The 15,523-nt window shown below is 52.3% G+C and carries 13 protein-coding genes; 5 read left to right on the forward strand and 8 right to left on the reverse strand.

Annotation, left to right across the window (positions count from 1 at the left end; translation table 11 throughout):
• Positions 1–63 precede the first annotated feature (63 nt).
• Positions 64–576, forward strand: a complete 513-nt coding sequence (locus RID21_RS13710) for an SMI1/KNR4 family protein (RefSeq protein ID WP_350189710.1) — start codon at positions 64–66, stop codon at positions 574–576.
• A 73-nt stretch (positions 577–649) separates the two neighbouring features.
• Here RID21_RS13710 and RID21_RS13715 read toward each other — a convergent pair whose 3' ends face one another.
• Positions 650–985: a hypothetical protein gene (locus RID21_RS13715; RefSeq protein WP_350189712.1), complete on the reverse strand. Its 336-nt coding sequence runs from the start codon at positions 983–985 to the stop codon at positions 650–652.
• Positions 986–1,253: 268 nt separating this feature from the next.
• Here RID21_RS13715 and RID21_RS13720 point away from each other — a divergent pair, with 268 nt between their 5' ends.
• Positions 1,254–1,640: a DUF4303 domain-containing protein gene (locus RID21_RS13720; RefSeq protein WP_350189714.1), complete on the forward strand. Its 387-nt coding sequence runs from the start codon at positions 1,254–1,256 to the stop codon at positions 1,638–1,640.
• A gap of 132 nt (positions 1,641–1,772) precedes the next feature.
• Positions 1,773–2,117, forward strand: a complete 345-nt coding sequence (locus tag RID21_RS13725; protein ID WP_350189716.1) for a hypothetical protein — start codon at positions 1,773–1,775, stop codon at positions 2,115–2,117.
• Positions 2,118–2,233: 116 nt separating this feature from the next.
• On the opposite strand, the gene RID21_RS13730 is transcribed toward RID21_RS13725, so the two are convergent.
• From RID21_RS13730 to RID21_RS13755, 6 genes are all read right to left on the reverse strand, one after another.
• A complete protein-coding gene (locus RID21_RS13730; RefSeq protein ID WP_350189718.1) occupies positions 2,234–2,941 on the reverse strand; it encodes a hypothetical protein in 708 nt (235 codons plus the stop codon).
• Between the two features lie 221 nt (positions 2,942–3,162).
• Complete coding sequence (locus RID21_RS13735; RefSeq protein ID WP_350189720.1) at positions 3,163–3,558, reverse strand: hypothetical protein; 396 nt, start codon at positions 3,556–3,558, stop codon at positions 3,163–3,165.
• Between the two features lie 201 nt (positions 3,559–3,759).
• On the reverse strand, positions 3,760–4,803 hold the full coding sequence (locus tag RID21_RS13740; protein ID WP_350189722.1) for an ankyrin repeat domain-containing protein: 1,044 nt from the start codon (positions 4,801–4,803) through the stop codon (positions 3,760–3,762).
• 414 nt (positions 4,804–5,217) lie between these two features.
• Positions 5,218–7,656, reverse strand: a complete 2,439-nt coding sequence (locus RID21_RS13745) for a hypothetical protein (protein WP_350189724.1) — start codon at positions 7,654–7,656, stop codon at positions 5,218–5,220.
• 1,406 nt (positions 7,657–9,062) lie between these two features.
• Positions 9,063–11,528, reverse strand: a complete 2,466-nt coding sequence (locus RID21_RS13750; RefSeq protein ID WP_350189726.1) for a helicase HerA domain-containing protein — start codon at positions 11,526–11,528, stop codon at positions 9,063–9,065.
• Between the two features lie 96 nt (positions 11,529–11,624).
• On the reverse strand, positions 11,625–12,089 hold the full coding sequence (locus RID21_RS13755; protein ID WP_145180376.1) for an acyl-CoA thioesterase: 465 nt from the start codon (positions 12,087–12,089) through the stop codon (positions 11,625–11,627).
• A gap of 123 nt (positions 12,090–12,212) precedes the next feature.
• On the opposite strand from RID21_RS13755, the gene RID21_RS13760 reads away from it, so the two are divergent.
• Positions 12,213–13,130 (forward strand): carbohydrate kinase family protein, encoded by a 918-nt coding sequence (locus RID21_RS13760; RefSeq protein ID WP_350189728.1) that lies wholly within the window; start codon positions 12,213–12,215, stop codon positions 13,128–13,130.
• A gap of 59 nt (positions 13,131–13,189) precedes the next feature.
• Entirely contained in the window at positions 13,190–14,026 is an 837-nt protein-coding gene (locus tag RID21_RS13765; RefSeq protein ID WP_350189730.1) for a peptidylprolyl isomerase, read from the forward strand.
• 12 nt (positions 14,027–14,038) lie between these two features.
• On the opposite strand, the gene RID21_RS13770 is transcribed toward RID21_RS13765, so the two are convergent.
• Entirely contained in the window at positions 14,039–15,352 is a 1,314-nt protein-coding gene (locus tag RID21_RS13770) for a homoserine dehydrogenase (RefSeq protein WP_350189732.1), read from the reverse strand.
• Between the last annotated feature and the right edge of the window lie 171 nt (positions 15,353–15,523).

Genomic DNA, 15,523 nt, shown 5'->3' on the forward strand with positions numbered 1-15,523 from the left:
CTGCTGCGCTGTTGTTGCGGCTGTGGAAAAATGAAAAAACTGACCTTTTGGGGTATTTAGTTTATGTTAGGCCCTCAATCATTTATACAGAGGTTAATCGCATCAAAAGTAGCGAAACCACATCAGATCCGAGGATGTTCAGAATCGGAGATCAAACGGATTTGTGATGCATCTGCTTTGCCGCTCCCCAATGCATATTTAGAGTTTTTAAGGGTCGCTGGAAAAGGTGCAGGCCGTTTCATGTGGGAAGTCAATCAATATTATGATGATATGCTAAAACTTAATTATGAAGCTGAGGATACACTCGATATTTTTGAAAAAGGTAAATTAATACTACCAAAAAATGCTTACGTATTTTCAATGCGATATGGGGAACAGTTTCTGTTTTTTATTGCTGATGGCACAAGCGACAACCCTTCTGTTTTTTACTATTACGAAGGAGATGGCAAATTTACGGATCTAAAAAAAACGTTCTGGGATGTCATCGAAGGCGAACTGGTAGAGTGGGAAGAAGATTTTCGAAAATCAGGTGATGATCCAAATTCAGCTATTAATCTGTTTTGGAATATGGAGTAAAAAAGTTGCAAGAAATTAAATACGAGCCCCGAAGACGGTTCCTGTTACCTTTTGTCTCTGCAAGATATTGCGGTCAGTTTAGCTCTTTCCACACACCAACACAGATCTTTCCGATGCAGAGGCCGATACCGATGGGCAGCACGGTGATTACCAACCAGAACGTCTTGGGCGTTAGCGTGACAAGTAAGCCGATGACGAGCGACAAAAAGATGGCCTCACCGATGTTTTCAATCGTGAATACGCCCAAGACGGCGGCAATCCCCGCGATGCAGGCTGCGATGGCCGCAGCCTGTGGTAATAGCCAGAACGAGCAGATGCCGAACGTGCCGATCACAGCCACCAAGAATGCAACCGTGTAGACACGCCATGATGGTTCGGGATGCTCAAACTGTTTTTCGGAGTCAGTCATGCGCGAGCTAACGATTGTTAGGCAGAATTTGATTCTGTCTGTCAATCTAGCAGGAGTTTTGTCTAATATCAATAAAAACTTGATGAGCTTGCTTTCGCAGCGGAATGATACAGAATAACAAACGGTGTCAGGAACAAATCGTGGCAAAGCAACACTGGAGCGGATAAATGCTTGAGGGACTGGCGGACCTATTTGAAACTGAGGTCAGAACGACATGCCGACGGTATGATGAGCTGGCACCTCAGGACCCGCTATCGGCATCGGTCTCATGTGTGACGACGGGATCAGCAGTTTTGCCTCGTACCTTCTGTCCGCATCAATGCTCCCGGCAGAGGCGGCAGCGGATTTCCGGTTTAATCCGCTGGACTGGGAACCCTGCAGCGAGGTACGAGAGTTGGCCGAGGTCAATCTGCTCCTGCAACAGGTTCGGAGTGAAGTCGATGATTCGAATTTCCCACAATACGCGCGTCGTGTGTTTGACGCCTGTATTGAAGCGCTGGCTCGACTGAATTTACACGATCGATACGGCTCGGAATTGTTCATTACCATGGGCGGCGTTGATCCGACAGACCTTCTGGAGCACGAGGAATACCGTTTTGTGGAACGGGTGAATCGTCCCGCTACTTATGAGGCCTGGCTGCGTGATTACGCCTAGAAGTTCAATTCTCCATCGGAATTTCTTCGGATCAAACCGGCATTCGGTATTGAAGACTTTGGAGCTTAAGATTCCAATAGAGTGAGGCACTTTACTTCGATTCGCATTCTGAATTGCACAGGAGAGGTTCCGATGTTTCACAAGTCTCACATGGATTCATATAACCACCAGTTTCCTCATGACACACAAGGGTTTGTTCCTCACCCCGGCGATCATTGGCGGGACATGAATTTTGAGCAGGAAGGGCTGGATCCTGATGAGGAGGGGATCTCTGTGGAAGAACACGACCGCCGCGTGGCCTATCTCAATTCCACCTGGTGGCCGGAGGTGCTGAAGCGTGTGGAGGAGGAGAAGCAACGCCTGGAAACGGAGCACGGGGAAACCTTCATCCAACATTGGAAGCACGTACTGGAAGTGCCGTCGTCCCACCCGCACGGCTTCGGTGTGGGCAATCAAGACACCGGGATCGACGACTAGGGATCCAGACGAAGAACCTTAAGTCGAGGTCGTTTAACGGAGCAGTTATTTTGAATGCGGGGGCGACCGCGGGTACGTGTGTGACGCTCCAGTGAGGATCGGGTGGCGTTGGTAATTCAGTTTTCTTTTCTACCTCTATCAAGTTGAAAAGAAATTGCTTCTTTAATCCAAGCCGTAAACTCTAGATCCGTACTGATAAGTTCTTCTTTGTCAATCTTGTATTCCCACACAATTCCGTCACAGTCAAGTAGTTTTGCAGTAGCCCAATAATCAATTTGAAACAATAGCATATGTCTTAATTGTGCCAGCATTTCTAAATCAATGATTGGCCTGCATTCTTCATCATATAAAGAAAGTGACTCGTGTCGCAGCCATTCACTGCATGGTAAAAGAAAAGCGGGCCTTTCCAGACTTTCAAAAACGAGCCCAGGCCATGCTTCTGTAAACGAAACAAAGGCACTTGAAATAGAAAACTTTAATGATTGTTCAATCAAGCCCCAATCAGGTGAGGATAGATCAAGTCGACATGCAATTTGTGGTTCTGTTTCGAAAACAACATACCAACTAGGTGAGTTGATCTCGAGATCTTCTGGCTCGATCTTTTGAAGAGTTATACGGCAATCAGCAGCTGCCTGAGCTGTCCGATTAAATATTATCTCGCCCCCTTTCACATTCAGGTCATGTGGCAAGGCGGAAGGACATGCAAGCCAATCAGAAGAAGATGTCGGAAAGCCAAGCTTCTTGAGTTCTGCTTGTGATGTTGGTCTCGTTATAACAATATGAGCAGCGTCTAGAATGTTATTCCACATCCTATTGATCGGCATTAGAATTGTCCTGTTAATAACCTATTGGTGTATGTGTTTTGTCATAATGCAGAAAATTATTTATTAGCTGATACCATTTTCCGTAAAGTCCAAGAGGGAAAGTCCCTCTCACATGGGGACGAATAAAGGGAGCAAGTCTCTCTTTTAGACGTTAAAAAGATGCCAGAAACGAATTGCGAGATTAGATAACGATTCCTGACACCTTTTTGTGGCGCTGAGTCTTACCAGACTTCTTCCGTGTACGCACACGGCGGTTGCAGGTTGTCGGGGTCGATTGGGTAGGGCATCAGCGGGGAATTGTGTTCCAGCAGATCCACCAGCACATCGACAAATCCTTTGTCCTCCAGCAAAATCATTTTAGCATTCGAGAAATGATAAAACACACAATCCCAGTCATCCGGCTCCCCCAGCGTGCGCCAATTGAAAAAGTCGCCGTCCGGTGTCGTTCCCCATCCGAGCAGTCCTTCCGGTTCCGGATAGCCCTGGAATGGGTGGTTGTTGCCTGACTGCCGATCGTCGTTGTAGCGTCGTGTGGCTGTCGCGATCCAGGTCGAAACGTCTGAGACCTCCCGCAGGTTCCAGATGATTATGCTGCCGCACTCGCCGCCTGAGGGCATGATGCATCCGGACCGTACGTATCAATGAACTGCTTGTAATCGGCCGGCAGTGAAAGACCGAGTTCCGACTCGACGGTCTGCCAGGTTCTTTTAAAACTGTGGGGGTTTGCTGGAGGTGGTAGTAATTCTAGCAGACGTTTCCAATGATCCATCTTGATTGATTCCTGTCGGGATACTTTGAGTCAAAAAGTAAAGAAGGTCTTATGATTCAACTGTTGCTCCTGCCGCTTTGAGCATCTTGCAGATTATCTTACTTTGCCTTGCAAGCTGAAGAGCAGTCTTTCCATTTGGAAGCTGGTCATTTGGATCGGCTCCATGTGCGAGCAGGATTCGTACTCGATCTTCAAATTTTCGATTACTCGCCAGTAACAGTGGGGTCCACCCATCCTCATCCTTGCAAGAAACTTTGGCTCCCGCAGAAAGTAGGATTTCAACACAATCTGGTGCATAGTCTGATGAAGCAGCGAGTTGAAGGGCGGTACGCCCCTCTGGTCCTTCGAAGTTTGGATCAGCCCCGGCATGCAGAAGAATCTTAACCAGTTCTTCGTCGCAAGCCGTTTCAATCGCTGCAATCAGCGGAGACTCTCCATTTGGTAAAACAGCGTTCGGGTCCACTCCTTCGTTAAGAAGCTGGCGTGTTTTCTTCTGATCCAACATCAGAATCGCTTCCAGCAATGGTGGCCACTTTGAGGCATCATATGGTTTCCTGGGTTTGAAAAAGATTTCGCCGGATCTCTCTTGAAACCAGGCAGAATCTAATTCGAGTCCAAATTCATCTACCTGGCCGGAAAATAATTGAACTAAAAATCCTGAGAGTGAAGTATCATAACGCACGAATTTTCGATCCCCAGTAATAAATATGACAGGCCAGGAATCAGGACTCCCATTGGTTAACCAGCAGAATTGCCGACGGGACTCATCTGCTCCCCAGGTAAAAAGTCCAGGAGAACTGGGGAATACATCGAATGGTGAGCCATGATATTCGAGGATTCTCTGCATCTCGACTACATCACGCTTGAAAGGTCTGGCAAATGGGTTAAATACCCTTAGTGAAAAAATCCCCGAGGAATCCTTGAAAGTTCCGCTTCCGTATGTCAAAGCAAAGTCTCGCAAGTCATTTGGCAATATGATTCCCATCTCGCTCTGAATGACATCCCATTGACCGGGTTGCTCAATCTCAGTGAGTTGTTGTGGAGGAGGTACTAGTTCGATCAGTTGTGATAGATCGTTTCCGTTCTCATTCACTGCAATTTCCCAAATTTCAGAGGAGTAAAACAGGGGGTGGGAATCGAATACGGGTATTATGATTACTGCTTTAGCAAACTGTTTTCATCAGCTTAACGATTTTCAGCTACAGGGTCGAGTTTCTTTTTTGTAAAATGCTTGGTTTGGTCTTTGACTGGGGTTCCCTGGGGAGCCTGTATTGAAATCTCAGTCGCCAGGCGGGCGGACACATGGGGCCGCACCCTACGTTTGGGGTGGCTCGGTTGTGGATTGATTTCGTGAGCTGTGACCTCCTGCTCGCTGCGCTCGGCCCGGGTTTCATCCGGGCTCGCCCCTTTTACTTTTCCGTTCTGCCGAGTCAGATCGCCCGATGATAATTGAATTGAGGGTTACACTCTGTGCAACCACTATTGAAATGGCTCAAGATCGCGCTGTTTATCGCAGAAGAAGTTCCAAATCAGGTCGCTGAGTTTTCAATGGAGCAAGTTCGTTTACATTGATGTTCGCTGGGATGATGAGCGTTTTCAGATTCGGAAGCATTCGCAACTGATTCAAACCGGCTGCGGTGATCCTGGTATCATGAATGTCCAGGACTTCCAGACTCCACATGGCAGTCAGTTCTGAGAGACCGGCGTCGGTAATTGGATTCCCCCACAGCGACATCCTTTTGACATCCTTCAGAATCCCAATTTCATCGAGTTGTTGATCGGTGATTCCGGTCTCTGCCAGATAGAGGCGATCAATATTTCCAGCCCAGCGAAGTTGTTTGATGAGGTCGTCGGTGACGGGATGACCTTCGAGATGCACGTAGGTGATCCCGCTGAATTGAGCCTGTTTGATTTTCGCTCCTGCGGCTTTCAGTTGCTCTGAAATCTCTTTGAGCCGTTTTGTGGGGTCGTCATACTTTTGTGGTTTTGCCTTGGAGGTTGGGGCGAGATTGGGGATGTCGCGCTGTGGTAACTTTCGTAGTTCTGCTTTGAGGTTCAAGTCGTCCGCAAGCGATTGAGTGAGTGCTTTGCCGACCGCCTGCGGCCTGGTGATCGAATCAGTGAAGTCGGCTCCGTAACTGACTTGTAGCGTCCCCGGGACTCGACTTGTTGCGCGGCGTAATCCACCGGGCGATCCGTTCACGAATCCGGATTTCGTTTTAATCAGCCAATCATCAGAGTCGTAAAAGAGGAACAATTCTGCCTCCAGATCACCAGTCAGAGTCTGTTCAAAGCCGACAGAGTCACTGACAGTCTCCACCGATTGACGTGGAGGTCCTGGTGAACCTGCGATGAGAAGTTGACCAGGGTGAAAGAGAAATTTTGCCCACTGGCTCAACGAAGTCGCGCGCGAGTAAAGAGTCTCATTTTCTTCCAGATCGAAGAAGCTCAGCTTGCCGCGACTCGGAATGTATCCGGCAATGCTGCCATTCCTGTTCCAGAAGAGATGTTGCCCGGGTAAGTCGGCGCGGTTTTGTTCGAGATCGTCAATTGCCAGTAAAGAAGTCGTGTATTGCATAGTCGAACCGTTGGCTGGCAATTTGTTTCTGATCAACTTATAGGAAGTTGCTGTAATCAAATTCCCTGACGGATTAACGCCGCCGACTCCGATTCCTGAATCAGGAAACATCCTCGTTTGCAGCGACCCTCCAGTCCTGGCATCGATCACTCTGATCTCGTCAATGCCGGCACTACCATCGTTGCCTGGTGTCAGTGCAGCGACGATTTTCGATTCATCTGAGTTCCAACCGGCGTAGATGACTGCTTTGCTCGATCTGGCATAGTCTCGTTCAATTTTACCAGTCTGAAGATTCCAGATGAGAATCCCTCCACCGTTTCCGTCATACCAGTCTCCCACTGAGATAAGCACGTGTTTCCCAGCTTTAGAAAACTGAGCAGACGTGAATGCCCCTTCAAAGTAAGAGTCTCCTTTTTCTCTTTGCAGTGATTGCAGGACCTCGCCTGAGGTCAGGTCCATGATTCTTAATTCATTATCCCGAAGAAGTACTTTGTCTTCAGTTGGATGAAAAGAGCCATAGTCGATATTCTTCAAATGATATTTCAACTCCCCCAGTTTCAGATCCCAGATGGCACTGGGTTGCCCCGGATTCCCCCAGCCTGATTTGCCTGTCAGCAGCCAGCGACCTGATGGCGAGAATGCCAGGGGAAGATGGTATGCTGCCGCAAACAACGACGTCTGGGTGGGGATCTCAATCGTAGGAGAATTCGGTAGCGGTCCGTGCAGGCTTATGGTTTTCTGCTTCGAATCAACGTGCAACCGCCAATGATTCCTTGTGACCCACCAGCGATTGTCTGTTGATGACTGATAGGTCGGCCATTTCTCTTTGGGAGGGGCTTTTTCATGCCGATCCAAGGGCCAGAGTTCCACTTTTCCCTGGGGGTAATTCAACAAAATCTCATCATTCACAAAGTCGGCATCAAGTGCAGTTCGTGGAATAGAGAGCAAGGGAAATACCGTCGCTGTCTCCCAGACGATCACGCGCGGTGTGTACCAGAATTCGCCTGATCCGATGGTGAGAAATCTGCTACCATCGTCGTTGAACTCAACGGTGCGAATTGTAATGGGAGAACAGAACCGTTGTTGTACCTTACCTGTTTTTAGATTCCACAGAATTCCAATGTTACCAGAACCTGCTAACAAGAATTGTTGATCAGGTGAGAGCTTCGCTGCGCTGATTTCTCCCTCTGTCGGAAATTCGTTAAGAGTTTCGCCTGTTTCCAGATTCCAGACACGAATCGTTTCTGGTCCGCAGGAAGCGACGAAAACTGGCTGCCCGTCGTTGATCAACAGGATGTTGGAATAATTAGAGTATTTATACCTGGTGAGGTCGATATCGCGAATGACTTCTCCATTCCGCTTATTCAACAGCCTCACCATCTCTGATGACTTCAATAACACGCGACCGTTTTGCAAGAACCTGGCAGAGAAATTTCTGGTGTTGAACGGATACTGCCGCAACGCGAGTCCCGTTTTCACATCCCACAAAACAGCACTTGCCTGATGTCTCGTCAGCAGATGTCCTGATTCAGGGTCATAGTCGTCAACACGATCGGCAGATGCAAGCCCCCATTGCTGAATGAAGAGTTCCTGTTCCGCAGCGCAAGAATTCCTTGCAAGAGTGGCGATGAACAAAATTAAGCTGATTTCCAGAGTACGATTCCAGGAAAGCATCTCACACTCCATGAAAAATAAATGCCGTGCCATGTCGAGCTTGAAATCTCATATGACAATTTACGTCTGCTGCTCTATTGATGAATTTTGGGGTGATGGCGATCACGGGAGTGCGACAACAGAGCACATAACAACACTCCCAGCCCTTAATTTCAAACTTGACGAAGCACCAGATTGAGATCCATTCTTTGTTGGTGTGCACTGCTTTCGCAATCCATCTTCCTTCAGCTTAGCAATTTTCAGCTACAGGGGTGAGTTTCTTTTTTGTAAAATGGTTCGTTTGGTCGCTGGTTGAGGTTCCTGTGGTTGACTGCATTGAAATCTCAGTCGCCAGGCGGGCGGACACATGGGGCCGCACCCTACGGTTTGGGGTGGGGGGGCGAACGTGGCTTGATTTTGTTAGCTGTGACTTCCTGCTCGCAGCGCTCGGCCCGGGTTGTATTCGGGGGCGCCGGTTCTGGATTTGGGGGCGTGCTGGCGATCATCGTTTCAACCGGGGCTAATGCCCTGCGGCTAATTGGTTTTTATTGCAGTCCGGGTTCCTGACAAGACGGGGGCAGGATTGCTTCGGCTGCTGTTCATTTCCGGTTTGGGGTGGGTGGTTCGAACGTGGCTTGATTTTGATAGCTGTGACCTCCTGCTCACGGGGCTCGCCCCGAATTGCATTCGGGGTTACCCGGTTATTTGAACTGATTTCCTGAATTTCAGACTTTCGTTGTCATGTTGTGTGATCTTGCTGAATGGCTTGTGGGGGTCAAGGGGAATTGTGCTTTGATTCTGATTTGAAAGGGGGGGAGTTGCTGGTGAGTGTCGCGCGAAATGCTCTGAAAGTGCTCCGAAATGATTTGAAATTCTACGAGACATCGGGAACCGGTTCCGTTTGTGCTGGTGAAAAACTGGAAAAATCGACGGCGATTCAGGTGGATCTGAGTCACTGGTGCATCGTGTTCCAGTGCTCGCATCGTCCGCCTCGCGCGCGAAGCACAATTGCGATAAATTACGGTTCGGGAAGAGCCGATCAAGGTCAAACTGTTCAGGGAAATGGAACAGAAGGGAACTGGAAATCGTGAGGTTGTTCTCAAGCCGACTGACGGGGACGCCTAACGGACGTCCCTTTGGTAGAGGGGTTCGCTGATGCCGGTGGCTTCGTCGACGGACCAGGGGAGCCAGGTGAAGGCGACTTCGTTGATCATCAGGTCGGATTTGCGGGGGCGGACGAGGTACTCTTCGATTTCGAGGTCTTCGGGACGGATGGGGGCTTCGAGCGCATCCAGTTCCTGCTGGAACTCGGCTTCGAGCTCCTCGTATTTCTGCTGCTGGACTTTGAGGGCTTCCTTGGCGCGTTCGATGTCGTCGTATTCCTTCGCGGCGCGACCGACGCTGCGGGCCGCGGTGGAGGCTTTGCGGACGTTCGTCGCGCTGGCAATTTTACGACCCATGATAGCACCAAAGATGGTGGTGCCGATGGAGAGGAAGGAGCTCATTTTTTTGTCGCTGTACTGGGACTCTTCGCGGGCCACGCGTTCTTCTGCGGTGCGAATGCGGTTCTGGATGGTCTCGAGTTTGGAAGCGTATTTCGCGCGGAGTTTTTCGATCTGCAGATCGCGTTCTTCGCGCAGGAGCAGTTTGAGCCGGGCGCGGAAGTCGGCTTCGGTTTCGTCCGGATCGGAATAGAGTTTGGGATCGGCGCTGAACCAGAGTTTCAGCGGTCGTTCCTGGTAGAGGTAGTTCTTCAGATCTTTTTCCCAGGTGGTGTATTGTTTGTTGCGAGTCAGAGCGGTGTCGACGGCGGAGAAGCGGGCCTGGTCTGCGGGCTGGTCCTGGTAGTCGAGATCGCCGACGGGGATGGGGGGGGCCTCTTCCCAGAGGCTCTCGGGGACATCGCCGGTGAGGGAGATCAACAGAGCGACATCCTGCCAGAGGTCGACTTTCGATTTGGCATCCGCATAGCGAAGCTTCGCCAGGCCGAGCACACCGGGCCGGTAGACCAGTCTGCTGCCCTGGGGGAGCATGCTGGAGGCGCGGAAGACGCGTTGTTTGATGTCGGGGGGGATCAACGGTGGCTGATCGGGCTCGGCTGCGGTTGTGGGTTCGGCGGTGCTCGGGGCGCTGGTGACCGTGGTTAGCGTTTCGTCGGCGAGCGCCTGCTTGCGGGGATCCATGAGGGTCTGGATCTGTGTGCGGGTCAGGGGGCCACGGAGGTACGAGAGGGCCCAGCGGGTGTGGAAGACGACAGGGGCATCTTCATGAACGTTATGCAGCAGGAAGACGCGGCTACCGAGGTCAGAGAGGATGGCTTCCATCTGCTGACGGTGGAACTGGCTGCCTGCGGTTCCCGAGGCGCTTTCCAGGCCGTCCAGGACGCGGGCTTTGTCTCGCTCGGTCTGCAGACGACCGATGAACCAGGTGCCTGTATTGGAGAGCCCTTTGTAGTCGAGGTCGACGGGGTTCTGGGTGGAGAGGACGACGCCCAGTCCGAAGGCGCGGGCCTGTTTGAGCAGGGTCAGCATGGGCGTTTTGGAAGGGGGATTCGCGGTCGGGGGGAAGTAGCCGTAGACTTCGTCCATGTAGAGGATGGCGCGGAGGCTGGACGTTCCCGACTGGCTGCGGACCCAGGCCAGGACTTCGTTGAGCAGGACGGTGACGAAGAACATCCGCTCGGAATCCGAGAGGTGGGCGATGGAGAGGATCGAGATGCGTGGCTTGCCTGCGCGGGTCGTCAGCAGGTTGGCGATGTTGAGTGCTTCGCCCTGCATCCAGGCTTCGAAGCCGGGGGAGGCGAGCAGGTTGTTCAACTGCAGGGAGAGGGCCATGCGGTCTTTGGCGGGGTAGAAGGTTTCCAGGTCGAGGAATCCGATCTTGTCGAAGGGGGGCGCCTGGATTTCCTGAATCAGGCTGGCGACCGAGAGGTTGCGTTTCTCTTTCCAGGCCTGGTTGAGCAGATTGGAGATCAGAATATGTTCGCGGCTGTTGATCGGGTCGGCATCGATTTTGAGCAGGGCCAGCAGTCCGGAGACGGCGGAGAGGATCCGATCCCGCAGGGCGTCGCTGTCATTCAGGACCGCATCGCTGGGGGCGTCGAACGATTTGAGGACCGAGATGGGGAGTCCGGCGCTGCTGCCCGGCGTGTAGATGGCCATGTCGACGGCGTCACGGAGCCGGGCGATGCGGTCGGCATCCTGCTGCCAGTCGGCGAGGCCTTTCTTCCAGAGGTCCGCGGTTGCGCGGGCGTATTCATCGGGTGTCTTCCCTTTGCGGACCGCTTCGCTTTCTTCGATCCAGGGGCGGAAGTCGGCCGGTTTCAGATCGGGGAAGTTGAGCAGCAGGTTGCCGAGGTCCCCCTTGGGGTCGATGGCGATCACGGGGATGTCGTCGATGGCGGCTTCTTCGAGCAGCGAGAGACAGAGGCCCGTCTTGCCACTGCCGGTCATGCCAACACAGACCGCGTGGGTCGTGAGGTCTTTGCTGTCGTAGAGGACGAGGTTGTCGGTGAGCGACCCGGTGGGGAGATCGTATTCTTTACCGAGGTAGAAGGCGCCTAGTTTCTCATAGGGTTGGTCAGTCATGGCACACCGTGATGGGCAACGGGAAGTGTGATCGGGAAGGCTCGCTGTTCCAGGGAGCTCTGATTGTTAATAGGGTAGCAGGCCGCGATCGAGAAATCACGTTTTGTCCGTGAACTTCTCGGAAAATGCAGTCTGCTCGGGGGCTTCTTCATCGGAGACGACGGAGAAACATTCCGAGACCTCAGTGGGGATGCGGCAGGGGGAGAGGGACTGGTAATTCACGAAGGCCCAGTTGGTCTCTGCCCGAACGAGCAGTTCGGAATCAGCGGGACGGATGATGCGATATTTGCGCAGGGATTTGACCTTCTGCAGATTCGAGATCCAGGTTTGCACGATGATTTCCTGATCGACGAACGCGGGCTGCAGGTATTCGATGAAGTGACTGCGGGCGACCCAGCCGATTCCCTGTTCGCGATAGCGACGGGCGGGCCAGCCGTTGGCACCGGAGTGAGCGACAGCGGCGTCCTGCAGCCATTTGAGGTAAACGACATTGTTGACGTGGCCCAGTCCGTCGATTTCATCATTGGTCACCAAATGATGGTATTCATAAATACGATGCATGGAATTTATATCCCGGAATATGGTATGGTATCAGCAGAGATGAACTGAAATGCTGTTGGACGGGTTTATTGAATTACTGATCAACAGTGTAATTGAAATCAACAAGAATGGAATCGGAGTTCCATGAATAATTCTGCGTCACTCCCGCTGGTAATTGGTTTAGGTGAATTACTCTGGGATTGTTTTGGTGATGACCGCCGTCCGGGCGGGGCACCTGCGAATGTCGCTTTTCAGGCTAATCAACTGGGATGCAGGGGGACCGTTGTCACGCGCGTCGGCCAGGATGATCTGGGTCGGGAACTACTCGATTTTCTGAATAAACAAGAGCTCTCCACGGATTACGTGCAGGTCGATGAGAACTACCCGACCGGCACGGTGACGGTGGAGTTCACCGACGCCAACGATCCGCAGTATACGATTCACGAACAGGTCGCCTGGGATCATCTTGACTTTACCGCTCCGCTGGCGACACTGATGGGGGGCGCCCGGGCCGTGTGCTTTGGAACACTGGCACAGCGCGAAGCCGACTCGCGAGAGGCGATTCATCAGTGCCTGGCAGCGACCAGCGATGACTGCCTGGTGGTCTACGATATTAACCTCAGGCAGAAGTATTACAACCGGGACTGGATCGAGCGATCACTTAAGGCGGCCCGTGTTGTCAAGCTGAACCAGGATGAGGTCGAGGTTCTGTCGGAGCTCTTGGGAGTCTCTCAAGACGACCTGCAGAAGTTCGCGAATCAGGTGCAGGCAGATTACGGAGTCGAGGCGATCTGTATTACCCGCGGTTCAGAGGGATGTCTGATCTACACGGAAAGCGAAGTCTATGATATTCCGGGAACGCCGGTCGAAGTGGCTGATGCGGTGGGAGCCGGCGATGCGTTTACCGCGGCCCTGATTTCGCGACGCCTGTTGGGCTGGCCCTGGGATCGGGCAGCATTGTTTGCCAATCGTGTGGGAGGCCTGGTGGCCAGTCAATCCGGGGCGATGCCGGTGTTGCGGGATGAGTTCGAGCAACTCAGCCGGGAAATCAAAAACAGTTAAGAGAGCTTAATCAGTTGCATTTTATTGAATTCAGTCAGATAAACTTAAGGAAAGATTTGATGTTACGTATCACCCTCTTCGCGTTATGCCTGTTGCTGCCCTGTCTGGTGGGATGTACCAGTGAAACTCCCACGGCCGGCGATGCCGAAGTTCCCGAAGCGGCTGGTGAAAAGCCGGTAACCTCGGATGCCGAAAATTTTCAGGTTCTCTTAAACACCACCAAAGGCGACATCCTGCTGGAAGTACATCCCGCCTGGTCACCTCGTGGGGCAGAGCGGTTCAAGAAGCTCGTCGAAGAAGGTTTTTACAACGATGTGGCTTTCTTTCGCGTGATCGACGGCTTCATGGCCCAGGTGGGGATTCAGGGTGATCCCGCCGTGCATGCGAAGTGGGCCGATAACAATATCATGGATGATCCGGTGATCGAGTCCAACAAACGCGGGTATGTCTCGTTTGCGAAAACAGGGATGCCGGATTCCCGTTCCACCCAGTTCTTCATCAACTTTGGTGATAACTCCAATCTGGACAACATGGGCTTTTCTCCTTTCGCGAAGGTAATCAAAGGCATGGATGTCGTCGATTCGCTTTACAATGGTTACGGTGAAGGGGCTCCCGGAGGAGCAGGTCCCGATCAGATGCGGCTTCGTGCTCAGGGGAATGCATACCTGAAACAGGAATACCCGATGCTGGACTACATCAAAAAGGCGACCGTTGTCGGCGAGAAGCCGGCTGAGGGAGAAGCGAAGCCCGAAGCTGAGAAAGCGGACGGTGAAAAACCAGCCGAGAAAGAAGCGGCGGAAAAGCAGCCTGAAACCAAGGCTGAGGAGAAGCCCGAGGAGAAAAAAGAAGCAGCAGCCAAACCGGAAAAAGAGGCTGCTGCTGAAAAGAAAGAGTAAGGCTGAGACAGATCAGTCGTTGACCGGCATCCGGACAAAGGGAGAGCGGATACAGTCAAGCTGATCCAGCTCCCGGCTGGCTGCCTGGAAACGACCTTCGGTGGTCTGGTGAGTCATGATCACCAGAGGCACAATCGAATAGCTTTCATTGGGATCGACTTCCGGTGCCTCATGCTGAACCAGGCTGGCGATACTGATTTCATGATCGCCCAGCACGTTCGTAATATCTGCCAGAACGTGCGGGCGGTCTTCTACATTCAGCCGCAGGAAGTAGCGACGTGAAATCTCTTCACGCGGCATGATCTTGATATCGTGCCGGGGATTCCACAGGTCCAGTCGCGGAAATGTGAGTGCCGCCCGTCCGACGGCGACATCGATCAGATTCGCGACGACTGCGGAGGCTGTTGCCATCTGTCCGGCTCCCATTCCCGAGAGCCAGATCTTGCCGACCGCATCGCCTTCGAGGGCGATTTTGTTGTAGGCGTCTTCGACATGAGCCAGCGGATTGTCGTTGCGGATCAGAGTCGGCTGGGCATGCATTTCCAGTTGACCATCGATCAGATTGGCGACCGCCAACAGTTTGACGGTGTAGCCGAGTTCGTCGGCGTATTTCAGATCCGCCAGGGATAGCGTATCGATTCCCTGTCGCAGGAACTGATCCAGGCTGACTTTGATACCCAGTGAGAGCTGCACGAGGATCCCCAGTTTCTGGGCTGCATCGGTGCCATCGACGTCCATCGCAGGGTCGGCTTCCGCGTAGCCGATTTCCTGGGCACTTTTGACGGCGTCATCGTAGCTGACATCGTGGGAAAACATCTGAGTCAGGATGTAGTTGCTGGTACCGTTCAGAATCGCTTCGATGGAAGTGATCTGGTTGGCGGACATCGCCTGGGTGACTGTTTCAATCAGAGGAACACCGCCGGCGACGGCTGCTTCGAAGCAGATGCAACGTCCGAGTTCCCGGGCACGCTGATAAAGGCTTTCCCCTTTTTCGCAGAGCAGGGCTTTGTTCGCCGTGACGACATCTTTACCGCTTTCCAGGGCACGCAGCATGATGTCGTAAGCGGGATCAATTCCCCCCACCAACTGGATGATGACATCGATGGAATCGTCATTCAGGACGGAGTCAATATCGTCGGTCAGGACACCCTCAGCCAGCTCAATATTACGGGACCGGGAGAGGTCGCGTACGACGGCCCGTTTCAGATGAATCGGCCGCCCGGCGCGGGTGGTCATCTGCTCGGCTCGTTCCAGAAGAATTTTTGCGACACCGCTACCAACGGTTCCCATGCCAATAATGGCGACGTTTAACGGAGAAGACGACATTCCTGATTCCTGAGGCTTTCTGGTGCGTAGACTTTCAGCGGGGATGTTGATTATTCGTCTCGTAATATAGACGGTTGAGAGAGCCAGTGGAACCATGGCCCGTAAATTCAGCACAAATCGAGCGGAGGAACAGAGGGGATATGTCGATTATGCGGGAGCTGGTGACAGGAT

This window comes from Gimesia sp. (genome assembly GCF_040219335.1).
In the GTDB taxonomy this organism is placed as follows: domain Bacteria; phylum Planctomycetota; class Planctomycetia; order Planctomycetales; family Planctomycetaceae; genus Gimesia.

Coding starts and splice junctions, on each gene's coding strand:
- RID21_RS13710 (WP_350189710.1), top strand. CDS start 64: ATGTTAGGCCCTCAATCATTTATACAGAGGTTAATCGCATCAAAAGTA.
- RID21_RS13715 (WP_350189712.1), bottom strand. CDS start 985: ATGACTGACTCCGAAAAACAGTTTGAGCATCCCGAACCATCATGGCGT.
- RID21_RS13720 (WP_350189714.1), top strand. CDS start 1,254: ATGTGTGACGACGGGATCAGCAGTTTTGCCTCGTACCTTCTGTCCGCA.
- RID21_RS13725 (WP_350189716.1), top strand. CDS start 1,773: ATGTTTCACAAGTCTCACATGGATTCATATAACCACCAGTTTCCTCAT.
- RID21_RS13730 (WP_350189718.1), bottom strand. CDS start 2,941: ATGCCGATCAATAGGATGTGGAATAACATTCTAGACGCTGCTCATATT.
- RID21_RS13735 (WP_350189720.1), bottom strand. CDS start 3,558: ATGCCCTCAGGCGGCGAGTGCGGCAGCATAATCATCTGGAACCTGCGG.
- RID21_RS13750 (WP_350189726.1), bottom strand. CDS start 11,528: ATGACTGACCAACCCTATGAGAAACTAGGCGCCTTCTACCTCGGTAAA.
- RID21_RS13755 (WP_145180376.1), bottom strand. CDS start 12,089: ATGCATCGTATTTATGAATACCATCATTTGGTGACCAATGATGAAATC.
- RID21_RS13760 (WP_350189728.1), top strand. CDS start 12,213: ATGAATAATTCTGCGTCACTCCCGCTGGTAATTGGTTTAGGTGAATTA.
- RID21_RS13765 (WP_350189730.1), top strand. CDS start 13,190: ATGTTACGTATCACCCTCTTCGCGTTATGCCTGTTGCTGCCCTGTCTG.
- RID21_RS13770 (WP_350189732.1), bottom strand. CDS start 15,352: ATGTCGTCTTCTCCGTTAAACGTCGCCATTATTGGCATGGGAACCGTT.